27 protein-coding genes, 1 other RNA gene and 1 riboswitch are annotated in these 23522 nt (G+C 40.5%); of the genes, 23 read left to right on the plus strand and 5 right to left on the minus strand.

All coding sequences use genetic code 11. From position 1 onward, the window contains the following. Positions 1–25 precede the first annotated feature (25 nt). The 4 genes from KOL94_RS05240 to KOL94_RS05255 all read left to right on the plus strand — a co-directional run bounded on the left by KOL94_RS05240 (position 26) and on the right by KOL94_RS05255 (position 6176). Positions 26–1276 (plus strand): peptidase, encoded by a 1251-nt coding sequence (locus KOL94_RS05240; RefSeq protein ID WP_221564730.1) that lies wholly within the window; start codon positions 26–28, stop codon positions 1274–1276. A 349-nt stretch (positions 1277–1625) separates the two neighbouring features. Continuing rightward, entirely contained in the window at positions 1626–3107 is a 1482-nt protein-coding gene (locus KOL94_RS05245; protein ID WP_221564731.1) for a hypothetical protein, read from the plus strand. Positions 3108–3134: 27 nt separating this feature from the next. Continuing rightward, positions 3135–4610, plus strand: coding sequence for a hypothetical protein (locus KOL94_RS05250; protein WP_221564733.1), 1476 nt, complete (start codon positions 3135–3137; stop codon positions 4608–4610). A 27-nt stretch (positions 4611–4637) separates the two neighbouring features. Then, entirely contained in the window at positions 4638–6176 is a 1539-nt protein-coding gene (locus tag KOL94_RS05255) for a hypothetical protein (protein WP_221564735.1), read from the plus strand. 24 nt (positions 6177–6200) lie between these two features. Here KOL94_RS05255 and KOL94_RS05260 read toward each other — a convergent pair whose 3' ends face one another. Beyond that, positions 6201–6461 carry a DNA alkylation repair protein gene (locus KOL94_RS05260; protein WP_221564736.1) on the minus strand — a complete coding sequence of 87 codons (261 nt, stop codon included), beginning with the start codon at positions 6459–6461 and terminating at the stop codon, positions 6201–6203. A 98-nt stretch (positions 6462–6559) separates the two neighbouring features. Here KOL94_RS05260 and KOL94_RS25150 point away from each other — a divergent pair, with 98 nt between their 5' ends. The 7 genes from KOL94_RS25150 (at position 6560) to KOL94_RS05290 (ending at position 11255) form a co-directional block, all read left to right on the plus strand. After that, entirely contained in the window at positions 6560–6691 is a 132-nt protein-coding gene (locus KOL94_RS25150; RefSeq protein WP_260412206.1) for a hypothetical protein, read from the plus strand. 549 nt (positions 6692–7240) lie between these two features. Beyond that, positions 7241–7954, plus strand: a complete 714-nt coding sequence (locus KOL94_RS05265) for a SipW-dependent-type signal peptide-containing protein (protein ID WP_221564737.1) — start codon at positions 7241–7243, stop codon at positions 7952–7954. Between the two features lie 5 nt (positions 7955–7959). Continuing rightward, positions 7960–8535, plus strand: coding sequence for a signal peptidase I SipW (gene sipW / locus KOL94_RS05270; RefSeq protein ID WP_221564738.1), 576 nt, complete (start codon positions 7960–7962; stop codon positions 8533–8535). A 78-nt stretch (positions 8536–8613) separates the two neighbouring features. Next, positions 8614–9210: a CalY family protein gene (locus tag KOL94_RS05275; protein WP_221564739.1), complete on the plus strand. Its 597-nt coding sequence runs from the start codon at positions 8614–8616 to the stop codon at positions 9208–9210. Positions 9211–9327: 117 nt separating this feature from the next. Continuing rightward, positions 9328–10032 (plus strand): TasA family protein, encoded by a 705-nt coding sequence (locus tag KOL94_RS05280; protein ID WP_221564740.1) that lies wholly within the window; start codon positions 9328–9330, stop codon positions 10030–10032. Between the two features lie 7 nt (positions 10033–10039). Then, positions 10040–10645 carry a class D sortase gene (locus tag KOL94_RS05285; RefSeq protein ID WP_221564741.1) on the plus strand — a complete coding sequence of 202 codons (606 nt, stop codon included), beginning with the start codon at positions 10040–10042 and terminating at the stop codon, positions 10643–10645. A 301-nt stretch (positions 10646–10946) separates the two neighbouring features. Further along, the gene (locus KOL94_RS05290) at positions 10947–11255 is read left to right on the plus strand and encodes a helix-turn-helix domain-containing protein (RefSeq protein ID WP_221567590.1); all 309 of its coding nucleotides are present in this window, start codon (positions 10947–10949) and stop codon (positions 11253–11255) included. Between the two features lie 33 nt (positions 11256–11288). Here KOL94_RS05290 and KOL94_RS05295 read toward each other — a convergent pair whose 3' ends face one another. Continuing rightward, a complete protein-coding gene (locus KOL94_RS05295) occupies positions 11289–11621 on the minus strand; it encodes a helix-turn-helix domain-containing protein (RefSeq protein WP_221564742.1) in 333 nt (110 codons plus the stop codon). Positions 11622–11708: 87 nt separating this feature from the next. Then, positions 11709–11852, minus strand: coding sequence for an anti-repressor SinI family protein (locus KOL94_RS05300; protein WP_221564743.1), 144 nt, complete (start codon positions 11850–11852; stop codon positions 11709–11711). Positions 11853–11883: 31 nt separating this feature from the next. Further along, positions 11884–11969, minus strand: a riboswitch (cyclic di-GMP riboswitch). A 288-nt stretch (positions 11970–12257) separates the two neighbouring features. Here KOL94_RS05300 and ssrS point away from each other — a divergent pair. From ssrS to KOL94_RS05325, 5 genes are all read left to right on the plus strand, one after another. Further along, positions 12258–12442, plus strand: a non-coding RNA gene (gene ssrS / locus KOL94_RS05305) — 6S RNA. Between the two features lie 107 nt (positions 12443–12549). Continuing rightward, positions 12550–13425, plus strand: coding sequence for a 5'-3' exonuclease (locus KOL94_RS05310; protein WP_221564745.1), 876 nt, complete (start codon positions 12550–12552; stop codon positions 13423–13425). A 223-nt stretch (positions 13426–13648) separates the two neighbouring features. Continuing rightward, positions 13649–14557 (plus strand): hypothetical protein, encoded by a 909-nt coding sequence (locus KOL94_RS05315; protein WP_221564747.1) that lies wholly within the window; start codon positions 13649–13651, stop codon positions 14555–14557. 2 nt (positions 14558–14559) lie between these two features. Next, complete coding sequence (locus KOL94_RS05320; protein ID WP_221564749.1) at positions 14560–15531, plus strand: glycosyltransferase; 972 nt, start codon at positions 14560–14562, stop codon at positions 15529–15531. Positions 15532–15634: 103 nt separating this feature from the next. Beyond that, positions 15635–16513 carry an NAD(P)-dependent oxidoreductase gene (locus KOL94_RS05325; RefSeq protein WP_221564751.1) on the plus strand — a complete coding sequence of 293 codons (879 nt, stop codon included), beginning with the start codon at positions 15635–15637 and terminating at the stop codon, positions 16511–16513. A 134-nt stretch (positions 16514–16647) separates the two neighbouring features. On the opposite strand, the gene KOL94_RS05330 is transcribed toward KOL94_RS05325, so the two are convergent. After that, positions 16648–17046 carry a reverse transcriptase-like protein gene (locus tag KOL94_RS05330; RefSeq protein ID WP_221564752.1) on the minus strand — a complete coding sequence of 133 codons (399 nt, stop codon included), beginning with the start codon at positions 17044–17046 and terminating at the stop codon, positions 16648–16650. A gap of 683 nt (positions 17047–17729) precedes the next feature. Here KOL94_RS05330 and KOL94_RS05335 point away from each other — a divergent pair. From KOL94_RS05335 to KOL94_RS05350, 4 genes are all read left to right on the plus strand, one after another. Then, the gene (locus KOL94_RS05335) at positions 17730–18266 is read left to right on the plus strand and encodes a type 1 glutamine amidotransferase domain-containing protein (RefSeq protein WP_221564753.1); all 537 of its coding nucleotides are present in this window, start codon (positions 17730–17732) and stop codon (positions 18264–18266) included. Between the two features lie 152 nt (positions 18267–18418). Beyond that, the gene (locus KOL94_RS05340) at positions 18419–18613 is read left to right on the plus strand and encodes a zinc-finger domain-containing protein (RefSeq protein ID WP_221564754.1); all 195 of its coding nucleotides are present in this window, start codon (positions 18419–18421) and stop codon (positions 18611–18613) included. Positions 18614–18701: 88 nt separating this feature from the next. Continuing rightward, positions 18702–19013: a DUF6123 family protein gene (locus tag KOL94_RS05345; protein ID WP_221564755.1), complete on the plus strand. Its 312-nt coding sequence runs from the start codon at positions 18702–18704 to the stop codon at positions 19011–19013. Positions 19014–19140: 127 nt separating this feature from the next. Continuing rightward, entirely contained in the window at positions 19141–19785 is a 645-nt protein-coding gene (locus KOL94_RS05350; protein ID WP_221564756.1) for an HD domain-containing protein, read from the plus strand. A gap of 72 nt (positions 19786–19857) precedes the next feature. Here KOL94_RS05350 and KOL94_RS05355 read toward each other — a convergent pair whose 3' ends face one another. Continuing rightward, complete coding sequence (locus KOL94_RS05355; protein ID WP_221564757.1) at positions 19858–20178, minus strand: 2Fe-2S iron-sulfur cluster-binding protein; 321 nt, start codon at positions 20176–20178, stop codon at positions 19858–19860. A gap of 76 nt (positions 20179–20254) precedes the next feature. On the opposite strand from KOL94_RS05355, the gene KOL94_RS05360 reads away from it, so the two are divergent. The 3 genes from KOL94_RS05360 to KOL94_RS05370 all read left to right on the plus strand — a co-directional run bounded on the left by KOL94_RS05360 (position 20255) and on the right by KOL94_RS05370 (position 23415). Then, a complete protein-coding gene (locus KOL94_RS05360) occupies positions 20255–20674 on the plus strand; it encodes a VOC family protein (protein ID WP_221564758.1) in 420 nt (139 codons plus the stop codon). 48 nt (positions 20675–20722) lie between these two features. After that, entirely contained in the window at positions 20723–21586 is an 864-nt protein-coding gene (locus tag KOL94_RS05365; RefSeq protein WP_260412207.1) for a CvfB family protein, read from the plus strand. Between the two features lie 140 nt (positions 21587–21726). Further along, positions 21727–23415, plus strand: coding sequence for a formate--tetrahydrofolate ligase (locus tag KOL94_RS05370; RefSeq protein ID WP_221564760.1), 1689 nt, complete (start codon positions 21727–21729; stop codon positions 23413–23415). Positions 23416–23522 lie beyond the last annotated feature (107 nt).

Consider the following 23522-nt stretch of genomic DNA (forward strand, 5'->3'; position numbering starts at 1 on the left):
CATATGAGAAAGGGGGCATTTAAAGGTGCAGGAAAAAGTAAAACAATGGCTCGACCGGAACAGGGAGGACGCAATCGGTTTATTGCAAATGCTTGTGCAGGAAGGCAGTGTACAAGAAAACGAAGAAGGCGTCCAGAAGCTTGTCCGTGACCATCTCGAAAAACTCGGTCTCGAAGTCGATTACTGGATTCCGTGTGAAGAAGAATTCTTGAACCATCCTTATTTTTGCGCGACACGGACGGATTTTTCCAAGAGTCCGAATGTCGTTGGAAGATGGAAAGGTACGGGCGGAGGTAAATCGATCGTCTTAAATGGCCATATCGATGTTGTTCCAGCAGGTGACCCCAACCAATGGGATCATGATCCATACAGCGGTCATATCCAAGACGGAAAAATGTACGGGCGGGGAGTCACCGACATGAAAGGCGGCAACCTTTCTCTTTTACTAGCAATCCAATGTTTAAAAGAGTTAGGGATCAAGCTGAAAGGTGATGTCCTATTTCATAGTGTCATAGAGGAAGAAAGCGGTGGGGCAGGGACACTTGCTGCTGTATTACGAGGTTATACAGCTGATGCAGCACTCGTCCCAGAACCAACCAACATGAAAATCTTCCCGAAACAACAAGGTTCAAAATGGTTCAGATTGAAGGTGCTTGGTCGTTCTGCACATGGAGGCACCCGTTATGAAGGCGTCAGTGCCATTGAAAAAGCTATGGTGGTCCTTAAGGCGATCCAAACGCTGGAAAAAGACCGCAATGCCAGGGTAGACGATCCTCTTTATGCCAAAACTCCGATACCACTACCGATCAACATCGGGAAAATTGAAGGTGGAAGCTGGCCGTCTTCCGTACCGGATGAGATTTTGATTGAAGGCAGAGTCGGCGTCGGTCCGCAAGAAACGTTGGAAGATGTGAAGGCAGAATTTGAAGAGGCGTTGCACAGGATTGATGACGAGTGGTTCAGTGAGCACCCAGTTCAAATCGAGTGGTTCGGAGCCCAATGGCTGCCCGGCTCGATTGACCTCGAGCACGAACTGATGGGGGTTTTACAAGAAAGGTACCAGGAAGTACTTGGGACAGCCCCTGAAATCGAAGCTTCGCCATGGGGAACAGACGGCGGTCTCCTGACTCAAATCGGAAACACCCCTTCAATCGTATTCGGACCTGGCGTGACGGCTTATGCCCATTATCCGAACGAATACATCGAGCTAGAGAAAGTGTTCCAGGCAGCCGAGGTCTTTGCGCTCGTGATTTATGACTGGTGCGGCGGCGAATGATACGAGTAAGAAAGGCTTCATCTTTAGCAGGTGGAGTCTTTTTTGGCTTTTGTAGATAATCATGTATTTTTGTAGATAATTTTGGATTTTTGCAGATTACCACCCCACTATTGTAGAAAATTTCAAATTTATGTAACTTCGCCCCCAATTTTTGATAATCTTGATTTCATCCTCATCCCTCGCTTATTTCAAACCGTTCACATAGCTTAAAAGAAATTCAATAAAAACCGATGAATCTATCGTGTTTTCTCATCTTAAGTTGAAAAATCCCCTATCAACCTCCTAAAAACTAGAACTTATGGTAGGATGAAGGATAAGGGGGTAGAGGGAAATTAATCGAAGCATTGTATTGAAAAAAGTTATACCGATCATGCTTGCTTTGACAGCATTCCTTTTTATAAGCGAGCACCTTCAAAAACAAGAGGTAAGTAACATAGAAGAAAATGCTGCAGAAAAAGATTTCACAGTCGTTGATACATATGATCAGGTTAAATTTTATAACAAATCGGTTTCCGGATATCGGTTAAGTGAAATCCAGAAAGCTGAGCAATATGGTTTGATTGATACTTTTGAAGAGAAAATTGTCCCCATAATGGGCAGCAAGCGCAACGTCCAGATTCATGAAGCATGGAGCAACAATCGGGACATCTATCTTCTCTACAGTATCAACTTGTTACTTCCAGATAAGAGTCCGAAAGATGTACCATATCTAGAAGTCGAACAACTTACTTTACATAATCCAAAAGAATCACCTGTCGAGGTTAATGCGGAATTTTACAGTACGAACGGGTTTGAAAACCGTACGAGATATGCAAATGATGGGTTTGTCTTTGAGGATAGGCTTTACCGCAGCATATGGATCCAACCAGAGGTATATGATGCGTATGAAGAAGTGCTTGGATGGAGCGAATCAGAATCTGAAAATGAACAGGAGACTTTCGAACGGAATCTGGAGCGTGTAGAAAATGTATCCCTTTCAATGTTGCACTTGGTAGATGGGGAAAAAACGCATCAGATCGAAAAGATCCCACTCGAAATGAAATTCATGCATAAAGAAAAAGCACTTGAAACGATTGAAATTGATAAAACCATTCAACTCGAAGATGAATCTGAAGCTCACGTAAAACGGCTAGAGGTCCACTTGGGGCAAAACCGGTTGTATTTTGATGTTACACCTGATCCAGAGCGGTATTACGCATATGCGTTCAAGTTCAATGGTGGGGAACATGAGTCTGGACTCCAATATGATGAAAAAGGTGAATCCTACCTATCAACTATTGATATACATTCTGATGAATTGCGACTGGAATTTGAAGGTGGGATGACCCCGACAGATGAGGCGTTCGAACTTGAGATCACTCAACAAGACATTGCTGATTTCAAGCATCGCCAAACCGAAGACTCTTCATTTATGGATCTAAATAGGAGTCTAGGAGAACTAGTGACAGGGCGAACTTTCAAACTGGTCGGTATGGAGTTTGGAGATGATCGGAAAAATGTCATGAAAATTCACTTGTCGATGGAAACACCATGGAAAAATTATGGTCCTTCATGGTTCCGTGATTATGCCGATGTTCTTGTTGAAAAAGATAATGGCGAGCAACCAAACCAAGTTGATTCACATGCTTATATTGAGGTTACCAATACGAAGGCGGATCTTATCCAATTGATAGGAATCGGAGGGCACTCAAACCTTAAAGAAAGCTCGATGGATATTGCTATGGAAGCAGAAGATTTTATGAATTCGGATGGGTTGAATTTCAGGCTCTTCCATTTCTCAAAACCTATCGAATTCAATTCAGAGGAAATCATCATTGCAATTCCTGATTAGGATCAGAACCGAAGTTGGAGGGCAAATATGAAAAAGAATAGGCTGGTAAAGATCTTTCCCGTTGTTCTGATCATGATAGCTTTTTTCGTAATCAGTGAAAAATTCCAGGAGCGGGAAAGAAAGGCATTTTCTGTTGATGAAGAAAAGTTCAGGCTCGCAGAATCAGAAGCTGATTTACGAAAACAGTTACGATTTGAAGTGGATATGCCCGATTATGGCATTCAACAACGTGTGGAAGAATACAATCTAGTCACACAAGTTGATGATGTCAATGTACCAATCATGGAGAAAAGACGTGATTTTCGAATCCACTCGGTTTTCAACCAGCATTTAGGATTGCTGATCACGTATAGTTTCAATCTGTTGCCGGGTGATGAGGAACCAAGTGATATACCCTACTTACTCCTAGACCGGTTAACCTATTTTGCTAAGGACAAAGAGCCTTTGGAAATTCCCGTCCAGAATCCGATCGAACTCTATGCTTCGAATTGGAGGAATGATGGGATTGTATATGGGAACCGCCTCTACCGGAGAGTATTCATCGAACCCGGCTTCCCTACTTTGGAAAATGATTGGACAGCATGGTCTTTTAGTGCAATTGAAAAAATCCAAAAAGTGGAACTTGGAGACATTCATTTCGTAAAGAAAAACAAACCAGAGGATAGACCAATTTATATAGACGATATTACGTTGAAAAGTAATTTTATCGGTGAAAACACTGTACTTGATACAAGTGATCTTGAAGAAACACTTCAACTGAATGAAACAGTTTCGATCCATTTTAAAAGATTAGAGACTTTGTTGTACTCCCAAAGGTTGTACATAGATATCAACTCAAAAGATGATACGAGACTGAGGACTCTGATCTACGAACTCAATGGCCATCCCGACACAGCGATAATCGAAAAAGATGAAGATGGAAATCAATTTTTGGCGTTACCGATCTTCGAAGAAAACATGACGGACCGTTTCGAATTCAAAATCTTGTCAGCTGAGATTCCTTCAGAAAAAGAATTGACTTTTAAAATCACAAAAGAAGAACTCACTGCTTATCGAAAAAGAGATGTCGATACTATTCATAATATCAACCGTACGCTAGGAGTAGTAAACGGAACCGAGTTTACATTGCATACCCTCAGGCCAAGCGGAAATGGACTTGACAGCGGGACGATCGGTTTTGAATTGAAGAAGACCAACCCGGAAAATTATCGCAGCTCATTCATTACCGACTATACAAGTATAGCGGAGGAAATGGAAAGTTATCCAGCAGAAGAGAGGTATCACCTCGAAGGACATCCTTTCATACAGGTGACAGATCAAGGTGGTGAGGTCATCAGAGTTATGGATCTATACGGACATGGTGTGGAAGACAATGTACATATCCAATACTTCGGCATAGAAAAAGAAACATTCAAACAGGTAGAAGAACTCAATGTACGAATATGGAACATCTCGAAATTTCTCAATACAGAGGAACAAGAGCTGAATATAGATTTTAAATAGCTTGTCATGATGTTCAAGGGGGAAAAGATGAAAGGGAAAAATAAATTTATTAAAATCATACCGGTCGCTCTGATTGTCGTGGCATTCCTGTTCATAACCGACAAATTTCAGGAGAAAGAACGAACCTCGTTTGCTGTGGATGAAGAAGTGTTCAATGTGGCAAAGACACAAAGTGAACTGGAAGAAAAATTAAACCAATCAGTAAGAAATTATGATCCCCAGCAACTTCAACTAATAGAAAAATATGATCTTATGACAGAAATCAAGGATGTAGAGGTAAATATCTTAGAGGAAAGGCGGACTTTCAAAATCCATTCGGTTTGGAACGAAGACATGCGCCTGTTGGTCACCTACAGCCTCGACTTATCTCCGTTTGACGAGAAACCTGAAGAGATTCCATATTTATCACTTGATCGGCTGACATATCATGCTGATGGGCAGGAACCGTTTGAAGTTGCGGTGGGAAATCGAAATCATCCTGGAGGGTTCTATTTACCTAATGATGGCGTTGTCTATGAAAATCGGATTTATCACCGTTTATGGATTGAGCCCGAATTTAATGAAAAGTTGTTCCAAGATTTTTCTGAATGGCTGGATGCAGAACAAAAGCATACCTATAATACTGAAGCTGTTTCAAAAATAAATAAAATCGAATTAGGCGATATCGAATTGATCCAAAAGACGGAGAATGATTCTGAAAGATCAATCGCTATGGAAGATCTGTCATTTGATTACCCCTTCCAAAGCTGGAATCCGATATTAGAGAAGAAACCGATCAATCAAACCGTCAAGTTAGCTGATGATGTGGAAATCACCTTTACCGACCTTGAAATGCGCCTTAATTTCAGTCAGCTGAATGTTGAGATCGATTCACCATACGAATTCAACAGATTGAATTACCAATATGACGAAAATAAAGATTTCGCACCAATCCAAACTAGACCCGACGGACAACAATTCCTAGGCCTGCCGCATTTTCAGAGTCTTAACTTTGTAAATACAGAAGAGCTCAAGTTGAAAGTACTCGGCGCCACCTACAGTACCACTGAAGAATTATCACATAAACTCACGAGTGGAGATTTACAGCGATTCCGTGAGAGTGATAATAAAGGAAACAAAAGCGAAGAAATCAATCGAAAAATAGGTACAGTCAATGGTATCGAGTTCAACCTTACTAAAATGGAAAAAGACCAAATCGGACCTGGAGCGAATGATTTCAATTATGGTTTCGTCTTATCCATAAAAGCTGATAAAGAATTGCAAGGCCTCCATTTCACAAATTATACCGAATACCAAAATCGCTTAGAAGAAATGCCGGATATAGCTCAATATCGGATCGGTGAAGCGTTTTACGAATTGATGGATCAGGATAACAAACCGATTTTATCGCAGCAGGGGTACTCACAAGGGGTACATTCTGACGGAGAAATTTACGAACAACAGCAATTTTTCGGTATGAAAAAAGAAGATTTTGAACGCCTTGAAGAAATGAAGATACGGTTATTCCAGATTCCAAAGTATATCGAATTTGAAGACAATGAACTGCTTGTCGAATTAAACGAATAAAAGCACCTTTACTGGTGCTTTTTTCTACGATAAAAATGGGTTTTGGGACGAGGTGGCGCGTGCTTTGAATGTTTCTTCGTTCTCGATCAACCCGCATGCAGCGCATTGTACACGATATTGTGATCCTTTATATGGCATGTGGAACATCTCAAGGTTATCGTTGGAATACTCCTCGACCACATCACCAGATTGCGGGTCCAGCTTCACGCCTTTAGGAATCTGTTCAATCACATTAAAGCGGGTTCGGTTGGTTTTACAGCCTGGACATAAATAAGGTCCACTCATAACGAACACCTCCTAGACCTTAGATTGACCCAAAATAAAAGAATTATGAATGACAAATCGTCCATACTAAGAAAAACACATGTCAGGAGGTTCGAATAATGGGCAAACAGAAAAAAGGAAATCCCAACGCGCAACGCAACAACAACGCAAAAGAAATGGAACAACGCTCAAAAGCAGCAAAAATGCCAAGCTACGCAGAAAACGAAGTGAAGAAGATGGAAAGTGAATGATTATGAACTTTATATTGTTTTAACTATAACGATAAGACTAAATAACTTTTTGTTATGGGACTCGATAAAACTTATTTCGCTAGTGGGCACTATGGAATACATGGTGTCACATGTGCAACTGACCCGATCTATTTTTAGATGGGGTTTTTTGTGTGTATGCTAAATCATGCTGAAAAACGTTGTTGATCCAGGTACGTAATAGAGGAGGAAAAAGGATGAATGACCCACGAATCGAAACCCTGGACAAAGAATGGGTTGCACTGATCCTCGAAGCCAACAACACGTTCTTTTAAAAGAACAATGAATCAATTCTATATAGATCGAGAGTCATATAAATTTATAAACTTTCTGTAAAAAGAAATTTGTAAAATAACGTAATAGTATGAAAAACAGAGTAAAATAGAGGAAACATAAGATTAAGTTCTTTAAAACGAACAGAACAACCATTTTCTCAGGTTTTCAAGTTCGTTATATAGGTATATACTCCAATTATAATATGTTCTTTAAAAAGAACAATATCACAACCTATTAGAAAAGTAGGTGAAATGATTGCTAGAGCTACCAAGTCGTAAAAGAAGAACTAGAAGTTCAACAACAAAGAAGAAAAAATACAGATTGTTTGTAAATTTTACACTAGTACTTTTTATTTTCTTCCTCTTTGGGTTCACTGTTCAAAGCACTTATTCATATTTCAGTGATACTAGCAAGGTGAACGGGACAATAACTGCAGCATCAGATTTTTGTGCGGATAAGGCTTATAAAAAATCACATAAAGACCTGTGCAAGGATAATGCTGGAATCGGAAACGGTCCAGAAGATGGTGATGAAGACACTGGGGATAAAACAGATCCAGATAATCCAGGTCATAACAAGGATGACTGTGATGATCATACTAGTGCCCCTTGTTCAGATAAAGGTAAAGATGAAGATAAGAAAAAAGACAAATCTGATGATAGTAGTACAGAAGAACATGAAGATACTGATAAGAAAAATAATCCAGGAGATGAATCTTCTGAGAAAGCCGATTCTTCTGAGGAAATGAGCAATGAAAACGGCAATGATGCTGAAAGATCAGAAGAAGATGAAAAAGATAAACAAGACCAAGAACTTCCGCCTCCAGATGAATCTCAGGAATCTGATTCCGATCAGGTAAAATCTAAAAGTCAAACATCTGATGCTAAGAAGATTACCAACTTAGATAACAAAGATAATGAAGACGAAGTAAATCAATCTAGTGAAAGTAAAAATGATTCAACGGAGTGAAGCATATGAAAACAGTTTTAAAATGGATCAGCAATATCACGTCTTGGATGTTATTTGCAGTATTCATTGTCATGATCTTTATGGTTGTAAGTTCAAAAGCATCTGGGGGAGAACCAAACTTCGTTGGTTACCAACTTAAATCAGTATTGTCAGGCTCAATGGAACCAACATTTGATACTGGAGCCGTTATCGCTATCGATCCTTCAATTAATAAAGAGGGTTTAAAGAAAGATGACATCATTACCTTTAAAGAAGATGCAGAGACATTGATCACCCACAGAATAATTGAAGTTAAAAAGACAGAGAATCACGTACAGTACATCACAAAGGGAGATAACAATGATGGAGCAGATTTAGAACCTGTTCTTTCAGAAAATGTTGTAGGTAAATATAACGGCTTCAACATTCCTTTTCTTGGATACTTCATGAACTTTGCAAATTCGAAATTAGGTACAGCAATTCTCTTGATCGTTCCAGGGGTTTTAATGATCATCTATTCAGCTTACTCGATCTGGAAAGCTATTCGAGAAATAGAGGTACCAAAGAAAAAAGAAGAATCAAGCACTACAACCAGCAACTAAAATATGTTGAATCACCGCTTTAGCGGATTCAAAATAAAAATTTTACATACCCAAATGGGTGAAGGAGGAAAAAGAAAGATGAGTATTAAAAAGAAATTAGGTTTGGGCGTAGCGTCAGCAGCACTAGGATTAGCATTAGTAGGGGGAGGGACTTACGCATACTTTAGTGACACAGCAACATCTACTAACACGTTTGCAGCAGGAACATTAGATTTATCAGTCGATCCTCAAGAAATTATTAATGTTGATAACATTAAGCCTGGAGATACGATGCTTCGTTCATTTGAACTTGTAAATGGTGGGTCTTTAGACATTAAGAACGTTGTAATCAACACCGACTACACAGTAAGTGATGCAAATGGAAATAATGTTAATGACTTAGGTGAACACATTCGAGTGAACTTCATGTTTAACGTTGATAAGTTAGACGTTCCAGTATGGTCTACCTCACTAGCTAATTTGAAAGCTATGTCACCTGAAGCTGTGAAAGATCAGTTTGAACATATTTTTGGAGACGAATGGGGAAGTGAAGGACTTGTATCTGGTTCAAGTGATTTACTTTATGTACAATTTGAATTTGTAGATAATGGAGCAGATCAAAATGAATTCCAAGGAGACTCATTAGAACTTGTATGGAATTTTGTGGGTAGTCAAACTGAAGGTGAGGCAAGATAATATTTTTTCAAAAACTAATGGGAAGGTGGGATCATCCCACCTTCCCATTCTATTAATAAGTAAATATATCTGAAACTCCTTTTACAAAGAAATCTATACTTTAGAGGAGTCCATATTATGAAGCTGATAAAAAGTTTAATTGTAAAACTAGTACTAATTTATAGTGCAATCATGTTGGTGAACGTGTTTTATCAACCTGTAATGAATACTGGCGCAGATGAAAGTACTCCTGTGTTAGACATCAGTACATCACCAGCAAGCTACCTTTTTGATGTGAAAAACTTAAAACCTGGTGATTGGGCTGAGCGTAAATTAATTGTAAAAAATGATGGGAATGTAGATTTCAATTATAAGACTCTAGCAACTTTTAAAGACGGATCTGAAAAACTTTATGAGCAATTAGAAATAAAAGTTCAAGATCAAAGTGGTAATATTTTGTTTCAAGATAAACTGAGTGAATTTGACACTTTAGCTGAACGTGAATTAGCTCATCATAATAGTGAAGAGTTTGTGGTTACTGTCACATTTCCACCGGAATCTGGAAATGAATATCAGGGTTTATCTACAGCATTTGATTTGGTTTTTACTGCGGAAGGGAACAAAGAATCTGTTCCTCCTAAAGATCCAGAGGACATAGAAAATCCAAGCAATGGCGAGACTCCAGGTAAAGATACTCCTACTAACAGCGGGGGGTTACCTCAAACGGGAGAATCAAATCCAATTTGGTATTACTTATCTGGAATTATCTTAGCTGGACTTGGTGTGGGTATTATGAGAAAACGTTTAACGAGTGATCGTCCTCGTATTCGAATTAGAAGGTGAATTTTTCATGAGATTTCTACTAGGGTTATTCATCTTTTTAATCGGTTTGGGGACGGCTTTCTTTCCTTATTTAAAATCACAATACAGTATCCATCAACAAGAAGAACTTCTTTCAGAGTGGAACCAAACAAATCCTGATACAGCTAAAGAGAGTTTTACTTCATTGTCAAAAGTATATGCTTCAGATGATGAAAGTACAGAAGCTCCTTCCTCTGGTGAATTGGTTGGTACTGTGGAGATTCCTAGTATCGATGCTAGATTACCGGTTCTTGAAGGAGCTACTTTATCCAATCTAAAGAAGGGGGCAGGGCATTTAGAAGGGACTTCATTGTTAGGCCAGTCTGGAAATTCTGCCATTGCTGCACACCGTAGTTACACGTACGGTAAAGATTTCAACCGTTTAAACGAGGTTGGGCATGGAGATGAGATCATAATAAAAACAAAAGATGAAACATATACTTATACCGTATATCACACCACTAGAGTACTTCCAGAGGATACTTCCGTTCTAGAATCAGTTCCTGCAGAAAACATTGTGACCCTCATTACCTGTGATCCGATGAAAGATCCTACTCATCGATTGATTGTTCAAGCAAAGCTTAAAAATCCATAAGAAAAGGGGTTTACCCATGATTCGTAGGCTGAATGGTGATTATATTTCTTACATTAATAACAGAAAGATCTGTCTTACTTATAAACTAGAGGATATAGGTGAAATTTCGATCAATAATCAATTTATAGGAAAATGTCCCTTTTCCTACACGAAATCTGTCATCGAGTCATTAGAAAAGAAAAATAGACACTCAAAAGTTTTTATTCAAGATGATGAAATACTATTTGGAGAATTAAAGGTTGGAACATTGATAGATATGAGAATATAAAAAGGTGAACCGTAAGAGGGTGGGATTCAAGTCATGTTATGGAGCAGAATTAAAGAGGCAAGGTTAGAGCAGCATATCTCAGTTATTGATCTTGCTCAACGTGTACAAGTTACCGAAGCTTACATATTGAATTTAGAAAATGGAAAGATTCAGAACCCTTCTTTTTTTAAAATGATCAGGATAGCGAAGGAACTTGATTTGGATTTATACGAAATGGAGGAGTTGTTTATCGATCCTGAGTGGTTTAAGCTTATGAAAGAAGCAAGAGCGTTAGGACTATCAAGCAGTGAGGTCCGCAACTTCATCTACCAACAGAAATATATGAATTTAGGAGCAAAATAAAGAGCACTGCAAAACAGGAAATTTTTGCGGTGCTTATTCATTGTCCTGTTGTTTTTTCCATTTGTTATACTCTAAGAAACTTCTGAATTCTTCTTTTGATACTCCAGATTCCATGGCTTCCTGTACTAGTTTCATCCATCCCTGGTCAAGATCGTCAGACTCAACATCAACAGAATCATGCAATAAACTGTCGAGTGGAATTTTCAATACATTAGAGACTTTTTCTAGGAATTGAATAGAAGGATTTGTTTGTAGATTCCGTTCGATAGAGCTTAAGTAAGACTTAGCGACACCAGCTCTCTCAGCTAATTCGGATAATGACATCCCTTTTTGGTTTCTGTAATGTTTAAGACGATCCCCAATCATTTTTGAACTCCTTCAGGTCGATTTCTTTGGTATATTTAATTCAATTATACCATAAACCATCTGAAAAAATAGACTATGTATGTCAGTTTATGCCTTTCCCTCCAAGGATTTTATTGGAAAATTGCGAATAAAATCCCTTATTTCATTCTTCGTCATTCCAACTTGTTTTGCGACCTTCATGAGTTCAATCCATTCAACATCCAATTTTTCACGATCTTTAAGCTTCTCCACTCGTACATTCCCCCTAAAAAGTATACTGCCTCTCGGTAGCCCAGCCGTCGTAGTAACAAATACCTTAGATCTGTGACTTTGCGTCCCCGTCTTTCGATGGGTTTGCCTTTTTACAGGAGGGGTATTGGCCCAATTAATACTTCTATCATAGTCGTTGTGTAATACAAAGGTTGTAGGATTACGCTGAAAAAAAGTTCTATTTTTGTCAAAATATCAGAAAAATATGACGAAGTACCTGATTAGATGGATTAAATTAGAAATAAACTAAGATAAAAGTTTTATTAACTTACTATTTTTATTTATAACAGCTTTTTAGGGATACTTGCCTGTTGTGTGGGGTACATATGTGAATGTATGACTAGGCTTGCAGGCAACTTTACAAAAAAACCATTCCTCGATATAATTAAGTTCCTGCATTGTTGGTGACACGTTTATGTCTTAAACCGATGCCATGACAAAGGGAACCTTAAATCTCGATCTAGACGTCAAGCCGCAACTTCGGAAGCGGAAGACGAACGGATTGATGCGGGTACCCACCTGCTAATGTGGGTTTATGAGTCATGAAGTGTCACGGCAAGTGCGGGATTACATAACTGAAAAAAGCTGGCTCCAAGAGTTCATCATACTCGAGGGGTCAGCTTTCTTATTTTGTGCTACAATGGTAGAAGGATTTTTTACGGGAAAAGGGGATAAAACAATGGATAACCGCTTCATTATCATCGATGGTTTCAATTTGTTGAGCCGGTGTTATTTTGCGACAAGTTACGGTCGAGAAGATCATGAACTGACCAAAAACAGCGAAGGGCTCTATACGAACGCTCTCCGTGTAAAAGTGCAGAAGCTTTTGAACCTGATTGAAATGTACAACCCTTCACACCTGGCGATCGCGTGGGATGTGAAGCGTGAGGAAACACTACGCCGTCAACGTTTTCCAGATTATAAGGATACGCGTAATGAGCTGCCTGAGCCTTTGATCCAGCAGTACACGACGATTACCGAGCTGTTCGATATCGTCGGCGTTACGCAGTTGACGATCAGTCCGTATGAAGCGGATGACATCATCGGTACGTTATCACGCCGTTGGTCCGACGAAATGGACGGAGAATGCTTCATCTACAGCAATGATCGTGATCTTCTTCAATTGTTGACCAATAAAGTTTCACAAATCATTGCGAAGAAAAAAGAAGAGAACGCCTACACACTCAAACATTTTTCCGATGAATACGGGATCACACCTGCTCAATGGATTGATGTAAAGGCGTTGCTAGGGGATAAAAGCGACAACATCCCTGGTGTCCATGGGGTCGGAGAAAAAGCAGCATTACCGATGATCCAGCAATACGGAACGGTTGAAGCGATTTATGAAGAGGAGGAAATCGATCCGATTTTCAAACGTTATTTGAAAAAGATTGCAGCCGGACGTGAAATGGCCTTCTTAAGTAAAGAACTGGTCACCATCGATACGGAAATCCCTATTTTAAAAGAAACGCCATGGGATGGTTTCTCATTGAGGCTTGATCGAGATAAGTTGCGGGAAGAAGTTGAACGATTAGAGTTGCGTGTGAGAATGTGAAAAAGAAGAATAGAGCTGCCCTTTACATCGTAGGAACGATGCTGGGGGCAGCTCTTTTTTGACATTTGAAGAAAGAATAAAATACTTTTTTCAATATAAGAGTAACTAAGGCTCGATCTTAGGCCTCGCCAAGTTTTTTTAACGATTTCTCTATCATTACATAATGTGAATAGAGGATACTGATGTTTCTGTCCAAAATCGGAAAAGTTTGGTGGCTTTCAATATGATATTTTGTACTTCCGTTTGTTCCAATCACCTTGCACGAGCAAAAGTTTTAGCGATATCTCTGAAAAAACATATTCCGGACAGCAAACTGATTGTTTGTCTCGTGGAGAAAGATCACCCGCCTCTAATTGAGAACGATCTTTCCTTTGATGAAGTCGTATTAGCGAAGGATCTTGGAGTCGACGTTGAAAAAGTGATTTCTCGATACAATCAATTCGAAGCAACCTGTGCAGTAAAAGCTCAATTACTTAAATATGCATTCCAACAATACGATGATGAGGATTGTATTATTTACTTTGATTCTGATGTGAAACTCTTCTCGTCTATTCCTGAAGTGGAAGAGGCTTTTAGGAACAATTTTATCATTTTCACCCCGTACTTCATTACGCCTCCTGAAATAACTCACACGATTTTTGGTGAGAACGCGGAAATCGAGGTTTTGAAAATCGGCGTCATCAATGCTGGATTCATAGGTTTGAAACGGTCTGCAGTAACTGATCGTTTTCTCGACTGGTGGAATGAACGTCTGAAATATTACGCTTTCATTGATCCCAAGTCTGGTTTCCATACGGATCAAAGATGGTTAACTGAAGCGGTAAGTTTATTCGATGAAATAAAAATCCTTAAATATCCAGGATATAATATTGCTTTATGGAATCTAGAACAACGGCAGATCACATCGGATGGTGTTGCATATTTCGCTAAGGGTGATCCTTTTCGTTTCTTTCATTTTTCACATCTGGATGGGCTGGCTGAGCATATTGATGAGACTAGTATCATGTATCCGATTCTTGAAGAATATCTTCTAGAACTTAAGGAGAATAGCGAGATTTATCCTCAAGACTATCAATGGAGCTACAGAAAAAATAGAGCAAAAGTCAGAAACAATAAAAGAAAAGGGCGTTGAACATGTTGTTTTTTACCATTGTTTGTGCCAATCACCTCGCACTAGCGTCCATACTTAGGGACTCAATCAAACGGCATATGCCTGAACATAAATTTGTTGTCTGTATGTTTGAAAAAGAGATTCCCCACAATATCCAATCTTTCGGAAGCTTTGACGATGTAATCCTTGCGAAAGACATAGGGTTTAAGAATTTCAATCAGACGATCTTCAAATATAACCAATATGAAGCTTCAGGTGCATGTAAAGGGCAATTGTTCCGTTATATGCTTCAAGCTTATCCATCGGAAGACAAATTCGTACTTTTAGACGCAGATACACAGGTGTTCAGTCCTTTCACTGAGGTTCAGGAAGCATTGAAAACGAATTCTATTGTCATCACCCCTCACATCATACAGCCTCCAGAAAATTTGAAATCGGTGGGCTTGGAACAGTCATTCCTTCAATCTGGAATATTCAATACAGGCTTTTTGGCGATAAATAGATCAAAAACGGCAAATACATTTGTGGATTGGTGGGCAGAACGCCTTGAACATTTCAGTTACACTGATCCACCGCGCGGCCTTTATAATGAACAAAGATGGATCGATCATGTGCCGGTTTATTTTGATCAAGTCCTGCGATTGAAACATCCAGGGTATAACGTTGCGAAATGGAACTTTTTTGAACGGACGCTTACAGAACAAAACGGAAAATATTTTGTCAATGGACTTCCTCTCCGGTTTATCCATTTCTCGGGTTTCATCAATAATACTACAAATTCAAACGGGCATGAAATTATCAGGAATTATAAAACATTTTTAAAAGACAAGGGACATGGTGTTCAATGCAGGGAAAAATGGAGCTATGACTATTTTGATGATCAAAGACCTATCAAAGATCAGGTGCGGACAATTTATAAAAACAATCCTTTAGCACGCGCAGAGATCATTGATCCATTCAAGGAAAGTAAACGGACTTTTAACAGATATAAATAATCAACCACTTGGACATTGGTAATCTCTTCTAAAGGAAATACGGAATGATTGAAGAACTCCTTTTATAATGGGGGTTTTATTTTTTGTAAAGATGGAGGTAATTATGGATATAAAAGATGCGACAATTGGATTTTTGGGAACTGGTGTGATGGGCCAAAGCATGGCGAAAAACTTGATGGAAGCTGGGTATTCCGTTCTTCTACATACTCGGACAAAATCAAAGGCAGAATCACTTCTTGACGCAGGAGCGGTTTGGAAAGAGTCCGTAGCTGAACTTGCTTCGGAATCGAACATCATCATTTCGATGGTCGGGTATCCGCATGATGTTGAAGAAGTCTATTTCGGTGAAAAAGGAATTCTTGAAAATGCCAGAACTAATACCTATGCCATCGATATGACGACATCGAGCCCAGCACTTGCGAAAGAAATTTATGAAGAAGCATTGACGAGAAAAATTTTCGCATTGGATGCTCCGGTTTCTGGCGGGGATATCGGTGCGAGAAATGGAAAATTAGCTATTATGGTAGGTGGTGATCCGGAAGTCTTTGAGGCGGTCAAACCGATTTTCGAAGTAATGGGGGGAAACATCATTCTCCAAGGCAAAGCCGGTGCAGGTCAGCATACGAAAATGTGTAACCAGATCGCGATTGCGACGAACATGATCGGTGTTTGTGAAGCAATAGTGTATGCCGAAAAAGCGGGGCTCGATCCGTCGAATGTACTTGAAAGTATCACGACTGGCGCTGCTGGAAGTTGGTCGCTGAGTAATTTGGCTCCTCGTATGATTGCAGAAGACGATCAACCAGGGTTTTACATCAAACATTTCATCAAAGATATGAGTATTGCATTGGAGTCAGCGAAAGAAATGGGAATGACGACCCCGGGTCTTGAATTATCGCTCTCCCTTTATAAATCATTAGCTGAAAAAGGGGAGGAAAACTGCGGGACTCAAGCGTTGATCAAGTGGTTCCAATCTCAATAGGAATGGTCAGTAGGGGGGGAAGAGGCGATTTTTTGCAGTAAAATCGTACCGATTTGCACGATTAAGTCCTAAAGTTCGCAATTGAACAGCAAACTTGCACAACCAACCGCCAAAGTTGCTGCCTAGAAAGGAAGCTAAATAGGTTTATTCAACTGAATCGCAGCACGTGCGAGCTTGTCTGCATTTTTGTTTTGTGAACTTGGAATCCATTTGATGAAGAAGAGGTCCAATTCATCTTTCAAATGAAGAATCTGTTGCAACAACGGTTGATACAGATTCTTTTTTACATATTCCTTATCGACTGCCTGCTCGACTAGCTGGGAATCCGTTCTGAAGGATACGATTTTATATTGTTTATCGATACAGATTTTCAAAGCGTGGATGACAGCATGGTATTCGGCTTCATGGTTTGTCATCACTCCTAGTGGAATCGAATAGGATTCTGGGCCGTTTGGCAGTCCTTTAATAAAAATACCTGCACCAGAGGGACCTGGATTCCCGGAACTTGCACCATCTACATAAACATCTATCATAGAAATCCCCTTTATTGCTTGGTTTAAATATAAATGTTAATTTTTAAAGTTAAGCGAAATTCGCGACACTCCTGCGGGAACAGCGAGCCAAGCGAGACCCCGCAGGGATTTAAGGATTTTCGACTATAATAATGAATGAACTTCGACTAAATACCACCACGTCCTATGGTGAACGTCGAAGTCAGTACATCCTGTACAAGTACGTCCGGTGGTGAACGTCGAAGCCACCATAAGGAAAGCTTCTAAGAATTCCCATCGCAGACACGAAAATGATATCATTTTTTGTGTTGACATCCTGTGCAAGTGAGTGAGGAGGCTTGCGGAAGTAGGTCAAGACATAGAAGTGATGTCCAGCTCAGCGACCAGTCACTTGAATCACTTCAGACTTCCTGTGGCGGCAGCACATTGATTGACATCCTTATGAGTGAGCCCACGCAGAACCAAGTCTTTGTTTGGTTCGAGCCTCCTCGTCAGTCTTCCAGCGACCTACGTGACTAAGCAGGTCGCTTCCGCTTTTCGTTCGCCCGCGGAAAGGGAGTGAATTTCATAAAACCAAACTTTTAATCCTAACGTTTATATTATCACAGAAATCGGGAAAGGGTACTACCATACCCATCAGTGCATGGATTACGGCCTTCAAGAAAGGTTGATCATCGAATGTTGTAAAAAAGGAGGTTCACATGATGAGACTGTCGAATAAACGTATATTGGCTTTTGTAGAAGAAGACTTCGAAGACCTTGAACTGTGGTATCCGGTGATGAGGCTTCGGGAAGAAGGCGCGACGGTACACATCGTCGGAAAAGAAGAAAACAAAGCGTACAAAGGGAAATATGGTGTTCCGGCAGTTGCGGATTACAGCTATGATGACGTGAACTTTTATGAATACGATGGCGTTCTTGTCCCTGGCGGTTGGGCGCCTGATAAATTGCGGCGTGATGAAAAAGTTTTGGAAATCGTGCAGTTCATGGAAAACCAAAAGCGGGTGATCGGTCAGATCTGCCATGCTGGATGGGTCCTGATATCTGCAGGTATATTGAATAATAAAGTGGTGACAAGTACCCCTGGAATCAAGGATGATATGAAGAATGCAGGCGCTGAGTGGCTTGATGAATCCGTTACGGTGGATGGTCATCTAGTTTCAAGCCGACGGCCGCCTGATCTTCCAGATTACTTGCGGGAACTGATATCAGTCTTAGAAAAAGGAAGCAGCCAAGACTAACCACTCCATCGCGGGTGGTTTTCTTTTGGCATAGAAAGAGCAGTAGTATCAATAAAATAAAACAAGAAACGGAATACTTATAGTTGAATATAGATTTTGATATCAGTGCAATCATCAAAAAAATTCATCATTAATATGCAGGAGTGAGACGAGTGGAACGAAGGGTTGTGACAGAGGAAATCGAATGGACATTGAACACATTCTGCCGGGATTGTTTTGTGCGTGATGCGTTCAAGAAAGATTATGGGAAAAACTATGCCCAGAGCTTTTGCAATCGTGACTGCAGTGTTGGGCAGCGGCTTCAGTCTCTTGGAGAATCCTTGATGTCGAAAAGTGTAGAAAAATAACGAAATTCTGATAATTCTGGCTCCAGTTCCTCTTTTTTATGTTAATATAAAAATACCAATTTTAAAAAAGGGGTAGGGCTCAGGGTATATGCATATTGATTCAACAGGTAATTATATCGAGTTTTTAAGCAGCAAAGGCATCCATTTGACCGAAAATCATATTGCATTCATTTATTTTGGGAAAAAGTACACGGATTCGGAAGAGGAAGTTGTCAATGTAGCGATTGAAACGACCTTAAAGGTCCAGGTCAAGTTTGAAGGCAGTTATTACATCGCTTTATTGGAGGCAATGAAACAAGCTGGGGTTGAAAATTATTTCGAGGCGAAACGATTTGTCCAAAAAAATCGGATCGTTCCTAAAACTTTACATAAAGAAAAGGAGCCACAAAACAGCATCTAACCGAATGCTGTTTTTTCCATGCATTTGAAGAAAGTATAAAATACTTTTTTCAATATAGGTGAAACTATGGCTCAGCTAGCGCTTAAGGATTGGCTGGGCTAAGTTATCTTTAAGGAGAGAATGTATAATGGAACAAGTTCGAGTGAATATCGAGAAATTGGTAAAAGAAAAATTGAAGGATGATTATACAGGCCATGACTGGGGCCATATCGAAAGAGTCCGATCGTTAGTTTTGCATATCGGAAAAAATGAAGGTGCTGACTTGATGATCTGTGAACTTGCTGTTCTGTTACATGATCTGATTGACGACAAGCTTGTGGAAGATGAAGACAGGACATTACAGGAAGTAACTCGTGTTTTAAATGATGAAGGTTTACAAGAAGCGTTTATCAAGCACATCGTGGAAATCATTACAACGATGTCGTTTAGCAAGAGTTCGGAAAAGGGAATGCGAACACTAGAGGGTAAAGTTGTCCAAGATGCGGATCGGCTGGATGCCCTCGGTGCAATCGGGATAGCCCGGACGTTCATGTTTGCAGGAGCGAAAGGTGAAGCGATGTATAAGTCCGACCTTCTACCAAGAACAGAACCGATGACTAAGGAAGAATACAGACACGGGGAAAGCACAGCAATCAATCATTTTTATGAAAAATTGTTCAAATTGAAAAGCTTGATGAACACGAAAACAGGAGAAAAACTCGCTGAGGAACGTCATCGCTATATGGAAGGCTTTATAGATCAGTTCTTAGCGGAGTGGGAAGGGGTTAAGTGATCGCAAGGTCATAAAAGCGACAAAACCAATTAAAAAGGACTTCAAAATCTGAAGTCCTTTCACAACATTTCATCATTCAGCCGGTCTTGGTCCAGCGTCCATTTCGGAGTTTTCTTCTGTCATCACCGGGCGCACTGTTGCGTCATCGTTCACACGTACCTGGCAGGATAAACGGAATCCTTCCTGCAGTCCTTTACGGCTAAAGGCTTCTTTTTCAATGTCGGTCAATTCACCGAAATCGCCGGCTTCCACTTCCACTCGGCAAGTGGTACATTTCGCTTTACCGCCGCAACGGTGGAGGATGTTAATTCCATTGTCCTCAAGTGCTAATACGAGTTTTTTACCTTCTTCAACTTCAAATGTTCCATGGTCTGGCACTGTAATCTTTGGCATGATCTTCCTCCTTAGAGATGAATTACCTAGAATTATACTAAACAGGAATCGATTATGAAAGGAGGGATTCTAGCTTATGAAGAAAACCCTTGACCATATTGGGATTGCTGTCCGAGATATAGAAGAAGCACTCAATCTTTATATAAACATACTCGGAGGCGAGGTGGAGCATCGTTATACAAGTGAAGCCACTGGGGTGGAGGTTCATGTTGCGGCTGTCAGAGTTGATGGAGAACTTATCGAGCTGCTTCAGCCCACTTCGAACACGTCTCCGGTCGCTCGTTTTATAAGGCAAAAAGGAAAAGGTGTCCACCATGTAGCTTATCGTGTTGATGATCTTGACAAGGCAATTGAAGAAGCTGAACAGCAGGGAATCCTCTTTCTCAAAGATACATACCGAACGAACCAATTGGGCCGTCGGTTGATTTATCTGAATCCGATTTCCACCGAGGGGACAATCGTGGAATTTTGTGATTATCCGGATCAATCATTCTGATATAATGGGAAAGAATAATGACAAAGATCAAAAAGGAAGTTGTTAATAATGAATTCATTAGAAGCTGGAAATATCGTCAATCTGATCGTCGACCGTAAAACGGAATTAGGGTTTGTGCTGACGAATGCGAAAAGGGAAGAGGTCTTTTTGCATCGATCTGAAACGGAAAATGATTTGGAAAATGATGAACGGGTAAAGGTCTTCCTATACCACGATCACAAAGGACGACTTGCAGCAACGACAACGATGCCATTCATAGATATGAACAGTATTGCATGGCTGGAAGTTGTCGGTGTCAAGCATAGTTTAGGTATTTTCATGAATATCGGCATCAAAAAGGATGTCTTGCTTTCAAAGGATGACTTGCCGACAGAGCGATCCTTATGGCCACAAGAAGGAGACAAATTATATTGCGGACTGCGTACAGATAAAAAAGGACGATTATTCGCAGACCTGGCAACGAATGAAGAAATCGAAACACGATCACAAACAGCGCCGGATACACTTCGCAACCAATACTTGACGGGTCATGTCTATCGTTTCAATGAACAAGGGGCGATGATTTTTACGGATGACCGCTACATAGCCTTCCTCCATCAGGATGAAGCGGATACGAAGCTTCGTCTCGGCCAGCGTCTACAAGTACGGGTAACTTTCGTTCGTGAAGACGGCAGGCTGAACGGGTCCCTTAAAGCGCCGAAGGAAATTGCTTATGAAGAAGATTCCCAGCGCTTGATCGATTATTTGGAGGAGAACGGTGGATTCATGCCGTTTCATGACAAATCAGCTCCAGAGGACATCAAACAGGCATTCGGACTGTCGAAAGCAGCTTTCAAAAGGGCAATGGGTAAGCTGCTGAAAGATGGAAAAGTGAAGCAATCAACCGAAGGGACAGAACTTATACAAAAATAGTAAAAAATACCTTCATTTTGCATGAAAGTGCTTTCATTTTTCAAAGAGTATTGTTATCGTAATAAATGGGCGGCGTAATTGAAGGTACGTTGCGAACAAATAAAAAGTCAAGTGTACTTAGATGATGGAGGGATTGGCACGTGGTCGAAAACACGAAAGTGAAAACTGACATTGAAATTGCCCAAGAGGCAAAGCTTTTACCTATAAAAGAAATTGCTGAACAATTGAACCTATCAGAAGAAGAATGGGAACCCTACGGACATTACAAAGCGAAAATTTCTTTGGATGTAATGGATCGCTTAAAGGATACAGCCGAAGGGAAGATCGTCCTTGTTACATCAATCAATCCAACGCCAGCAGGTGAAGGGAAATCGACGGTTACAGTCGGACTTGGACAGGCGCTCAATAAAATCGGCAAAAAAGCGTTGATTGCATTACGCGAACCATCTTTAGGGCCGAGCATGGGGATCAAAGGCGGAGCAGCTGGCGGCGGGTATTCACAAGTAATGCCGATGGAAGAGATCAATCTTCATTTCACTGGTGATTTGCACGCAATCACCACCGCAAATAATGCATTATCCGCATTGATCGATAATCATATCCACCAGGGAAATGAGTTGAATATCGATACACGGAGAATCGTTTGGAAGCGTGTCGTTGATATGAACGACCGTTCACTTCGTAATGTTGTCGTTGGTCTTGGCGGTCCAGTTCAAGGTGTTCCACGGGAAGATGGCTTCGATATCACGGTCGCTTCTGAAATCATGGCGATTTTCTGTCTGTCTCAGAACATTAAAGATTTGAAGCAAAGGCTTTCTAAAATGGTTGTGGCGTATGATACGAACAAACAGCCTGTCACCGTCAAAGATCTCGGGGTTGAAGGTGCGCTTGCGCTTCTTTTAAAAGATGCGATTAAGCCGAACCTTGTACAGACTTTGGAAAATACGCCTGCTTTGATCCATGGTGGACCTTTTGCGAACATCGCGCACGGTTGTAACAGTGTCATCGCTACAAAAATGGCATCAAAACTAGGTGACTATGTTGTGACAGAGTCTGGATTCGGTGCCGATCTTGGAGCCGAGAAATTCCTTGATATCAAAGCGCGGTATGGAGAAATCGATCCGAATCTCGTCGTTGTTGTAGCTACTGTCCGTGCCTTGAAGATGCATGGTGGAGTTCCGAAAGATCAATTAGGGGAAGAAAACCTTGATGCCCTTGCAAAGGGAATGGTGAACTTAGAGAAACATCTCGAAACGGTCAAAGCGTTCGGTTTACCGTTCGTTGTGGCGCTTAACCATTTTGTGAAAGATACGGATCGTGAAGTCGAATACGTCAAAGAATGGTGTGCGAAAAACGGTGTAGAGGTAGCAGTAGCTAAAGTATGGGCTGACGGCGGCCAGGGTGGAGAAGAACTTGCCCAAAAAGTCGTCGATATGATCGATTCTTCAGAAAATCATTACAAGCCGCTTTACACACTAGAACTGCCGATTGAGGAAAAAATCGAAACGATCGCACGTATTGTATATGGAGCGGATGGTGTAGATTTTTCACCAAAAGCGAAGAAACAGCTGAAAGAGTTCGCTGACAATGGTTGGGATAACCTTCCTGTATGCATGGCGAAGACCCAGTATTCATTGTCTGATGATCCAACTCTGCTTGGACGTCCCAAAGGATTCAGAATTCAGATCCGGGAATTACGCGCTTCGATCGGTGCAGGATTTGTCGTTGCATTAACTGGAAACGTGATGACAATGCCAGGTTTACCAAAGAAACCTGCTGCTCTTAACATGGATGTTAATGAGGATGGGCAAGCTGTCGGACTTTTCTAGATAGGCGAATGATAAACGAGATATGATAAATTGCAAAATTACGAAAAAGCACTCAATTCTGGGTGCTTTTATCCGTTATAATGGAAGTAGAATGTGATAGGGGGAAT

This window comes from Alkalihalobacillus sp. TS-13 (assembly GCF_019720915.1).
Lineage (GTDB): Bacteria > Bacillota > Bacilli > Bacillales > Fictibacillaceae > Pseudalkalibacillus.

Excerpts from the sequence above, each read along its gene's own strand:
- KOL94_RS05320 (WP_221564749.1), top strand. The coding sequence starts at position 14,560 with ATGTTGTTTTTTACCATTGTTTGTGCCAATCACCTCGCACTAGCGTCC.
- KOL94_RS05250 (WP_221564733.1), top strand. The coding sequence starts at position 3,135 with ATGAAAAAGAATAGGCTGGTAAAGATCTTTCCCGTTGTTCTGATCATG.
- KOL94_RS25150 (WP_260412206.1), top strand. The coding sequence starts at position 6,560 with ATGGGCAAACAGAAAAAAGGAAATCCCAACGCGCAACGCAACAACAAC.
- KOL94_RS05325 (WP_221564751.1), top strand. The coding sequence starts at position 15,635 with ATGGATATAAAAGATGCGACAATTGGATTTTTGGGAACTGGTGTGATG.
- KOL94_RS05330 (WP_221564752.1), bottom strand. The coding sequence starts at position 17,046 with ATGATAGATGTTTATGTAGATGGTGCAAGTTCCGGGAATCCAGGTCCC.
- KOL94_RS05260 (WP_221564736.1), bottom strand. The coding sequence starts at position 6,461 with ATGAGTGGACCTTATTTATGTCCAGGCTGTAAAACCAACCGAACCCGC.
- KOL94_RS05275 (WP_221564739.1), top strand. The coding sequence starts at position 8,614 with ATGAGTATTAAAAAGAAATTAGGTTTGGGCGTAGCGTCAGCAGCACTA.
- KOL94_RS05255 (WP_221564735.1), top strand. The coding sequence starts at position 4,638 with ATGAAAGGGAAAAATAAATTTATTAAAATCATACCGGTCGCTCTGATT.
- KOL94_RS05350 (WP_221564756.1), top strand. The coding sequence starts at position 19,141 with ATGGAACAAGTTCGAGTGAATATCGAGAAATTGGTAAAAGAAAAATTG.
- KOL94_RS05335 (WP_221564753.1), top strand. The coding sequence starts at position 17,730 with ATGAGACTGTCGAATAAACGTATATTGGCTTTTGTAGAAGAAGACTTC.
- sipW (WP_221564738.1), top strand. The coding sequence starts at position 7,960 with ATGAAAACAGTTTTAAAATGGATCAGCAATATCACGTCTTGGATGTTA.
- KOL94_RS05285 (WP_221564741.1), top strand. The coding sequence starts at position 10,040 with ATGAGATTTCTACTAGGGTTATTCATCTTTTTAATCGGTTTGGGGACG.
- KOL94_RS05360 (WP_221564758.1), top strand. The coding sequence starts at position 20,255 with ATGAAGAAAACCCTTGACCATATTGGGATTGCTGTCCGAGATATAGAA.
- KOL94_RS05345 (WP_221564755.1), top strand. The coding sequence starts at position 18,702 with ATGCATATTGATTCAACAGGTAATTATATCGAGTTTTTAAGCAGCAAA.
- KOL94_RS05315 (WP_221564747.1), top strand. The coding sequence starts at position 13,649 with ATGATATTTTGTACTTCCGTTTGTTCCAATCACCTTGCACGAGCAAAA.
- KOL94_RS05310 (WP_221564745.1), top strand. The coding sequence starts at position 12,550 with ATGGATAACCGCTTCATTATCATCGATGGTTTCAATTTGTTGAGCCGG.
- KOL94_RS05280 (WP_221564740.1), top strand. The coding sequence starts at position 9,328 with ATGAAGCTGATAAAAAGTTTAATTGTAAAACTAGTACTAATTTATAGT.
- KOL94_RS05290 (WP_221567590.1), top strand. The coding sequence starts at position 10,947 with ATGTTATGGAGCAGAATTAAAGAGGCAAGGTTAGAGCAGCATATCTCA.
- KOL94_RS05365 (WP_260412207.1), top strand. The coding sequence starts at position 20,723 with ATGAATTCATTAGAAGCTGGAAATATCGTCAATCTGATCGTCGACCGT.
- KOL94_RS05355 (WP_221564757.1), bottom strand. The coding sequence starts at position 20,178 with ATGCCAAAGATTACAGTGCCAGACCATGGAACATTTGAAGTTGAAGAA.
- KOL94_RS05295 (WP_221564742.1), bottom strand. The coding sequence starts at position 11,621 with ATGATTGGGGATCGTCTTAAACATTACAGAAACCAAAAAGGGATGTCA.